The sequence below is a fragment of the Candidatus Cloacimonadota bacterium genome (assembly GCA_011372345.1).
Lineage (GTDB): Bacteria > Cloacimonadota > Cloacimonadia > Cloacimonadales > TCS61 > DRTC01.
Map to the genome: position 1 here is coordinate 1 of DRTC01000308.1, position 7,861 is coordinate 7,861.

8 protein-coding genes and 1 pseudogene are annotated in these 7,861 nt (G+C 35.1%); 6 read left to right on the plus strand and 3 right to left on the minus strand.

Annotated elements, in window-relative coordinates:
• Window positions 1-113 precede the first annotated feature (113 nt).
• Window positions 114-1,325, minus strand: a complete 1,212-nt coding sequence (locus ENL20_06015) for a GAF domain-containing sensor histidine kinase (GenBank protein ID HHE38110.1) — start codon at window positions 1,323-1,325, stop codon at window positions 114-116.
• A gap of 203 nt (window positions 1,326-1,528) precedes the next feature.
• On the opposite strand from ENL20_06015, the gene umuD reads away from it, so the two are divergent.
• From umuD to ENL20_06030, 3 genes are all read left to right on the plus strand, one after another.
• Complete coding sequence (gene umuD, locus ENL20_06020) at window positions 1,529-1,984, plus strand: translesion error-prone DNA polymerase V autoproteolytic subunit (GenBank protein ID HHE38111.1); 456 nt, start codon at window positions 1,529-1,531, stop codon at window positions 1,982-1,984.
• A gap of 176 nt (window positions 1,985-2,160) precedes the next feature.
• Entirely contained in the window at window positions 2,161-3,438 is a 1,278-nt protein-coding gene (locus ENL20_06025) for a Y-family DNA polymerase (GenBank protein HHE38112.1), read from the plus strand.
• Window positions 3,439-3,627: 189 nt separating this feature from the next.
• Entirely contained in the window at window positions 3,628-4,737 is a 1,110-nt protein-coding gene (locus tag ENL20_06030) for a DNA polymerase IV (GenBank protein ID HHE38113.1), read from the plus strand.
• Between the two features lie 103 nt (window positions 4,738-4,840).
• Here ENL20_06030 and ENL20_06035 read toward each other — a convergent pair.
• Together ENL20_06035 and ENL20_06040 are read right to left on the minus strand one after the other, a co-directional pair.
• Window positions 4,841-5,104: pseudogene (locus ENL20_06035) on the minus strand (hypothetical protein).
• Entirely contained in the window at window positions 5,101-5,331 is a 231-nt protein-coding gene (locus ENL20_06040) for a hypothetical protein (protein ID HHE38114.1), read from the minus strand. Before ENL20_06040 ends, ENL20_06035 begins: the two are co-directional and overlap by 4 nt.
• 228 nt (window positions 5,332-5,559) lie before the next feature.
• On the opposite strand from ENL20_06040, the gene ENL20_06045 reads away from it, so the two are divergent.
• From ENL20_06045 to ENL20_06055, 3 genes are all read left to right on the plus strand, one after another.
• Window positions 5,560-6,219 (plus strand): SOS response-associated peptidase, encoded by a 660-nt coding sequence (locus ENL20_06045; protein HHE38115.1) that lies wholly within the window; start codon window positions 5,560-5,562, stop codon window positions 6,217-6,219.
• Window positions 6,220-6,549: 330 nt separating this feature from the next.
• On the plus strand, window positions 6,550-6,849 hold the full coding sequence (locus ENL20_06050) for a 4Fe-4S dicluster domain-containing protein (protein ID HHE38116.1): 300 nt from the start codon (window positions 6,550-6,552) through the stop codon (window positions 6,847-6,849).
• 87 nt (window positions 6,850-6,936) lie between these two features.
• A complete protein-coding gene (locus ENL20_06055) occupies window positions 6,937-7,725 on the plus strand; it encodes a 4Fe-4S binding protein (protein ID HHE38117.1) in 789 nt (262 codons plus the stop codon).
• Window positions 7,726-7,861: the final 136 nt, after the last annotated feature.

Below are 7,861 nucleotides of genomic sequence, written 5' to 3' on the forward strand. Positions count from 1 at the left end.
ACTTAAGACGAAGTCTTGAGTTAAGTTGACTGGCATCAGCGGATTAGAAAACTTAAATCAAGCCAGCTAAAGCAAACTTAATTCAAGTTTTCAGTAATTCCGGTGGTTTTCGTTCAAGCACTAAATGGTAACTTTATGCTAAAAGTCGTTCCCGCATTTTCTCTGGAAACGCATTTTATTGTCCCTTTGTGTTCATTAATTATTTTCTTGGTAACAGGTAAACCAAATCCTGTTCCTTTTGATCCTTTAGTGCTGAAAAATTTGGTAAACAGTTTTTTCTGTAATTCCTTTTTAATTCCGCAGCCATTATCCTTGATTTCAATGATCACAAATTTATTTTCTTTTTTTGTGATGAATTCCAATCTTGCATTATCAGTATCTGTAAGAGCATCGATACTATTTCCCGCAAGGTTCAATATACATCTGAAAATACCTTTTGGATCGATCTCGATTTCCTGCAGACCTTTTTGAAAATTCTTGATTATGGAAATATTATTAGCTTCGGCTTTGGCAGCAACAAGTTCGATAACATCATCGATAATTGAATTGATATTGGAAAGTTCATATTCCGGTTTTCTCTCTTTTGAATATTCAAGCATGTCCAGAACCAGGGAGGATATTTTTTCGATATTTTTTTGAACCATTTCAAAACCGATCTTCATTTTGGGGGAATCGATCTTTTGCAGGTTTTTATTAAGTATATAAGCTCCTCCTTTCAAACCGTTCAGGATATTTTTAATACAATGACTCAATCCGGCAACTGTTTCACCAATGCTTGCCAATCGTTCGGATTTGATCATTTCCTCGACCAATCTTGCTCTCTCCAGAGTTATGGAAACCTGGCTGGCAATTGCTGTCAGAAAATCAACATCTCCTTCTGTGAAATTTCCTTCGATTTTGTTAACCAACTCAATTACACCGATAGTCTTTCCTTTGATCTCCAGGGGAACACAGAGAAGGTTTCGAGTTATAAAACTGGATTCCTTATCTACTCTATGAGAAAATAATTTACTTTCTTCAGGATTGTTTTCAACCAGAGATTTGCCGGTTTCAAATACATATCCGCAAACGCCTTCACCTTTATCCATACGAAGTGATAATAATTGTTCCTTTTTCTCACCCGTACAGATATGAAAATGAAGTTCACCGGTTTCCTTATCTTCCAGCAGGATGGATGTTCCTTCCGCCAGAAACATCTTTTCAGTCTCTTGAAGGATAATGTTTAATAGTTCGCTGAAGTCATTTGTATGATTCAGAAGTTTGTTGAGTTCTAAAATTTTTTCTAATTTTTCTATTCTATCTGATTTCATTTTTCTTTTATCCATAAAACTAATCTTTGAAAATTTTCAAAGAATGACTTGAGAATCTTAACAACACATTTTGTGTCAAATTTATTTTTTGATATTCTTTTTATTTATTTTCTTATACGAGAATACCAAAATTTCCCGGCAGTTCAGATAGAAAAAAAATCATACTTGACCTGATTTGTCATACTGGAATTTTTAGGTTGATTTAGAAAGGAAGAATTATGGTAATAAAAAAAATAAAAACCGATGATACAATCAAGGAAATTTATCAGTTCGAGAAGAAAACTGAGATCAAAAGACCCCTTATTGGATCGGAAGTTCCGGCTGGTTTTCCTTCTCCTGCTCAGGATTATATTGAGAATACACTCGATTTGAACGAATTTCTGATCTCGCATCCGGTGGCAACTTTTTTCGTGAAAGTCGAGGGATACTCAATGGAAAATGCCGGAATTTTCCCGGATGATATTCTAATTGTTGATCGCGCTATCGAACCCGTGAACAATAAAATTATCATTGCAGTTCTCGATGGAGAATTGACGGTCAAAAGATTGAAGATCGAAAATAAACGGTGGTTTCTGGTTCCGGAAAATCCGCAATATGAGACGATCGAAGTAACGGATGAGGAAAATTTCCAAGTTTGGGGAGTTGTTACTTTTGCGATCCATAAGATGAAGTAAAAGTTACCTTCCGAAGCCTTCTTTTATTTTTTCTCTTACTTGAGGATTAGGTGGTTTCCGATAATTGAAACTGCATGAGGTAAGGAACTTTCCGAATCTCAATTGAAAGAATTCCTCTGTTGTAAGCTTCGGAAAGGATTGTTTGTTTTTATCCGTGCAGATGCGTGAGCAAAAAAATGAAAAGAGATATCTACGCTTTAGTTGATTGTAATAATTTTTACGCTTCCTGCGAAAGGGTTTTCCAACCTGATCTGGAAAATAAACCGGTTGGAATACTTTCTAATAATGACGGCTGTATCGTTGCCCTTTCTAATGAATTGAAGAAATTGAATATTCCTCGCGGTACTCCGGCTTTCAAGATCAATCACTTGATCAAAAAGCATGACATTAAGATTTTATCTTCAAATTACGCTTTATATGGTGACATGTCTGCTCGTGTTATGAAAACTTTATCACAATTCACACCCGACTTGGAAATTTATTCTATTGATGAGGCTTTTCTTTCTCTAAAAGGATTTGAGTATTTGGATTTAACAGAATACGGGAAAAAAATCAGGAAAACAGTTTTACAATGGACAGGAATTCCAACTTCGATCGGGATCGGACCGAGTAAAACATTAGCAAAAATTGCTGCTCGAGTTGCTAAAAAATATAAAAACTATGGAGGTGTTTTTAATATTATCAAACATCCGAAAATGGAAAATATTCTGAAATCTGTCGAGGTTGGAAAAGTCTGGGGAGTTGGTCCCAGATATGCGAAAATGTTGAAGAAAAACGGGATCAATAATGCTTATGAGCTATCACAAGCACCTGATAAGTGGGTGCAGAAACGAATGACCATTGTCGGTTTGAAAACTGCCAAGGAATTGAGAGGAATTTCCTGTATCGATCTGGAAATGGATATCGATCCGAAAAAGGAAATCGTTTCTTCCAGGTCTTTCGGTTCACCTGTTACGGAACTTTCCGATCTGCAGGAGGCTGCTGCTTCTTATTGCATTCGAGCTGTGGAAAAGTTGCGGGAAGAAAATCAGGTTGCATCTCAAATCATGGTTTACCTGACGACCAACCGCTTCCGGCAGAATGATCCGCAATATGCGAATTATGCCATTGCTTATCTTCCCCTTCCTTCTGCTTATACTCCGGATTTTCTGCATGCTGTGAAAAGAGTTCTTAAATCCATTTATCGAGAAGGATATAAATACAAGAAAGTGGGAGTAATGATCTCTGATATTATGCATCAGAGCAAGGCTCCTCTCGATTTTTTTGAACCGACCTATCTTGATGACAGACGCAAAATTATTATGGATTGTTTTGATATGATCAATAAAAAATGGGGAAGCAATACTTTAACATATATAAACACAAATACCGACAAAAAATGGAAAATGAAACGGGAAAAATTAAGTCCGGGCTTCACGACTAACTGGAATGAACTTCCAATCGTGAAGGCATAAGTAACACATTTTTGCAAAATGTGTAATGTAAATTCTATTTTATCATCATTTACTTTCACAGAATGCAATTCTGTGCTGCATGAATGATCAGGATTGAGATCGTAGAACAGAACTTGTTCTGTTTCCTTAAAATTTGGATTCAGTAAATTTGGTGTCGGAACAAGTTCCGAACTAAATTGAAATGCCAATATGAAAAACAATATTTCCAGGAAAATCATCCATGTTGATATGGATGCTTTTTTTGCTGCAGTCGAGATCAGAGATCATCCTGAATATAAAGGAAAACCTTTGATAGTTGGAGGCTCTCCAAATAGTCGTGGGGTGGTTTCCACCTGCTCTTATGAAGCCCGTAAATATGGAATTCATTCGGCAATGTCGAGTGCTAAAGCATATAAACTCTGTCCGCAGGCAATTTTCGTGCATGGCAGGTTCGATGCTTATCGCGAAGCATCGGATCAGATCAGAAAAATTTTCTTTGAATATACGGATTTAGTGCAGCCTGTTTCTATCGATGAAGCCTATCTCGATGTAACTTCCAATAAAAAAAATATCAGATCGGCAACTCATATTGCCAGGGAGATCAAACAAAAGATCTTTGAAAAGACAAAACTTACTGCATCGGCGGGAGTTTCCTACAATAAATTTTTAGCAAAGATCGGTTCGGATATGGATAAACCGGATGGACTCGTTGTTATCCCACCTGAAAAAGCAGCAGAAATATTAGAAAATCTTCCCATCAGGAAATTTCACGGTATTGGAAAAGCCGGTGAAAAAAACATGAAAAAGATCGGGATTAAAACCGGAGCAGATCTGAAAAAATGGTCTCTGAAAGATCTGATCAAACATTTCGGAAAAATGGGAAGTCATTATTATTACATCGTGCGTGGAATCGATAACAGCGAAGTGACAACCGATAGGATCAGAAAATCTCTGGGAACTGAAAGGACATTTGCCGAAGATTTAAATGACAAAGTTAAATTACTTGAATTCCTGGAAAAAAGTGCAGATAAAATTTCTTCTAAAATGAAAAAGGAAAAATTCCGAGCAAGAACTCTTACTTTAAAGATCAAGTTTGCTAATTTCGATGTGATCACGAAAAGTAAAACACTGACTTCCGGTTTCGATGATTTTCAGATCATCAGGAATTATGCACAGGAACTGCTTCTGGAAAACTTTAACGAAAGAAGAAAAATCAGATTATTGGGAATCAGCGTCTCGAATCTAGTTTGGGAAAATAATAAAAAAAATGAGCAAATTACTTTACCGTTTTATCATTCAAGCCCGATGTTGGTGGAGTGATGTAACTCGGAATTCTATTCTGTTTGTAATATTAATTCACCGAATTAATCCAATTCTATCTGTATTTTTAACTTGATTAGAATTCTAAATCATTATTACTTTCTCACATGAAAAACCGTTCATAATCATCATGATTGCCGATCCAAAACCATGTTACAGTATCATTATCCATAATTTCTAATGCTCTATAATCCAGAGTAATTCGTACAGACTAAAAATCTTCTTCCCGATTGATACATTTGAAATGTAAAGATGGATGAAATGGATTTTGTGACCATAAGTTGAAAGCTTTTCTAACTCTTTGTTTTATTGATTTATCCAAACTTATGTATGCTTTCCAAAAAGAAGGTAAAGTTGCAGATTTCATAATTGATTTAAGTCCATAGGTTTCGAATAACCTTTCTTTATTTCTCCTTTTGCTTGCCGTGCAAACTTGATCAATTGTTTTTGAGTTTTTTCAAATAAAGAATCCCATTTAAGTTCATCCTGAAAGTCGGCAATATAGTATCGCAAATGTTCTACAACCTGATTTTGAGATTTATCCGGTAAAGTCTCCATCATTTTGCTTATTGTTTTCATTGAAGCAGATATCATATAAATTCTCCTTTTTATACAATTTTAATTTATAATACTAACAATTTTCACACTCTTTATTTCAATCACCAGAGTAAAAAATTTCTTTGCTTAATAAAACCGTCAAATAAAAATTGAAATTAAAAATATCTTGCCCAAAAATATCAGTTTTTTTTCAAGTGTTTGTAGCACAGAATTGAATTCTGTGAAAAGAACAACCTGGCAGTATGTTTTACGAGAAGGAAAATTATGTGTGGAAGATTCGCTTTATTCAGCAGTGTACAGGCAATAATTGATTATGCTGATTCTTTGAATTCCATTGAGAGATTCAAAGAAAATTATAATGTTGCGCCAGGTCAGAAAATCCTGGCTGTAACCAGGAAAACTGATGGAAATCATCTTGAGTTCTTCAAATGGGGTTTGATCCCTTTCTGGGCAAAAGACAAAAATATCGGCTATAAATTGATCAATACAAGATCGGAAACGATCACGGAAAAACCAAGCTTCAAATATGCTTTTCAGAAACGAAGATGTTTGATCCTCGCAAATGGTTTTTATGAGTGGCGTAAGAAAGACAAACAACCTTTTTATATTTTTTTGAAAGACAGGGAATTATTCTCTTTCGCAGGGATCTGGGAAGGATGGAAATCTCCTGAAGGGAAAGAGATAAAATCCTGTTCTATCATCACCACGATTCCAAATGAAAAAATCCGCGATTTTCATCCCCGCATGCCTGCGATCTTATCCAGAAAAGATGAATCAAAATGGCTTTCTAACCAAATTCCGGAAGAACTTCTTTCCCTATTAAAACCATATCCTGCCCACGAAATAGATTTTCACGAAGTAGGTAAAACAGTCAATTCGGTTGACAATAATTCACAGGATTTAATTTTGCCGATTATGGAATAATATGTGCTTTTCATTGAAAAATGAAAAATGAAGGAGTGAAAGATGAAGAATGAAAAGTTTAAAGGATTTATCCTGACCGTAATAATTATATTTATCGTAAGCAGCATTATTGCAAATAATAGCCAGTTAACAGGCAATGATATCGTCAAACTCGGAACTCTGGAAACAATTTCCGGAAAACTGTTTGAAGATGACGAAGAATGGTTTATCAAGGCAGATAATGGAGTTATACAACTGCATTTTGGTCCTCAAGAATTTCTGGAATCAAAAGAAGTAGTGTTAGAAGGAAAGAAAGATTTCTCCCTAACCGGCTTTTTGTTTGAGAGTGATATGGCTGTTGTCAACTTTGTGTTCAATGATGAATTGATCGAACTTCGAACCGAAAAAGGCGAACCTTTATGGAAAGACAGCGAATTTTCCAATAACAGGAATAAAACTTATCTTGTTGATTCGAAAAAATGTATTGGCTGTCAGCTGTGCGTAAATGTTTGTCCTGTTAAAGCGATCACTATGAAGAACGGAAGAGCAGTAATCGATGCCGACAAATGTATAAATTGCGGGATCTGTGAAAATGGTGATGGACAGAATTATAAAGGTTGTCCGGTTAAAGCGATTTCAAAAAATTACTAAATTTTAATATATCAAAATATGAGTTAAGTAAGGTTTTAGTCCATCTTGACCAAGTTGATTTTTATTCCAAAGTTAATAACTTAACAAATGTATAATTTAAATCGCATTCTTTTTCGCAAAATAATCCAGTGGATATTTTTAATAGTTTCCCTGATTTTGATCTTTCTTTTGATCCAGGGTACACTGAAAGTAGCTCATCAATATTGTCCTTATGCCAGTGTTTGTTTCGGAGTTATGGGACTTAATCCCACATTTGGAAAATTTATCTATCCAACTGCTGTCATAATCGGTCTGGTAATTTTAGTTTTAACGATTTTTGTCGGCAGAAAATTTTGCGGTTATGTCTGCCCGTTAGGAACAATCCAAGAAATAATATACCTGCTAAATCCAAGATCTAAAAAGCCAAAACTGCACGATCTTCCAAAACCTTTACATAGAATCCTCTTAATTTTTAAATATATATTTTTCCTGATAACTGTTATTGCCGCTTATGGGATTTTCCAGTATGGTTATATGAAATTTTGTCCGGTTTTAGCGATTTCCCATCCGCAACATCTCAAAGTAGCTGGGATAATTTCTCTATTCATTGTCTTTATAGTTGCCTTTTTTCTGGAAAGATTCTGGTGTCGATATGCCTGTCCCTATGCGGCTCTGATGAATATTTTTCAATGGTTTGGAAAAATCCTTCATATTCCCAGGACAAAGATCATTAGAAATATGGAAGTCTGCATCGATTGTTATATCTGTGACAAAAACTGCCCGATGCAGATCAACATTTGTGATAAAGAAATTATTGATGATGTCGAGTGTATTCATTGTAATAAATGTATGGAAAAATGTCCCAGACCAAAGTCATTGGACATAAAAAGTTTGTAAAGGATTGAACTCGACTTGAAACGAAGTTCGAGTTGAGAACAATCCTTTTAAATGTTCCTACCGAGTTTGTGGATAACTTGAATCCTGCAAAAAAATATTGTAAATTATTGTAATATTAAATATGAAAAAAAACATA

Coding starts and splice junctions, on each gene's coding strand:
- ENL20_06040 (HHE38114.1), bottom strand. CDS start 5,331: ATGATATCTGCTTCAATGAAAACAATAAGCAAAATGATGGAGACTTTA.
- ENL20_06050 (HHE38116.1), top strand. CDS start 6,550: ATGGCTGTTGTCAACTTTGTGTTCAATGATGAATTGATCGAACTTCGA.
- ENL20_06045 (HHE38115.1), top strand. CDS start 5,560: ATGTGTGGAAGATTCGCTTTATTCAGCAGTGTACAGGCAATAATTGAT.
- ENL20_06015 (HHE38110.1), bottom strand. CDS start 1,325: ATGGATAAAAGAAAAATGAAATCAGATAGAATAGAAAAATTAGAAAAA.
- ENL20_06030 (HHE38113.1), top strand. CDS start 3,628: ATGAAAAACAATATTTCCAGGAAAATCATCCATGTTGATATGGATGCT.
- ENL20_06055 (HHE38117.1), top strand. CDS start 6,937: ATGTATAATTTAAATCGCATTCTTTTTCGCAAAATAATCCAGTGGATA.
- umuD (HHE38111.1), top strand. CDS start 1,529: ATGGTAATAAAAAAAATAAAAACCGATGATACAATCAAGGAAATTTAT.
- ENL20_06025 (HHE38112.1), top strand. CDS start 2,161: ATGAAAAGAGATATCTACGCTTTAGTTGATTGTAATAATTTTTACGCT.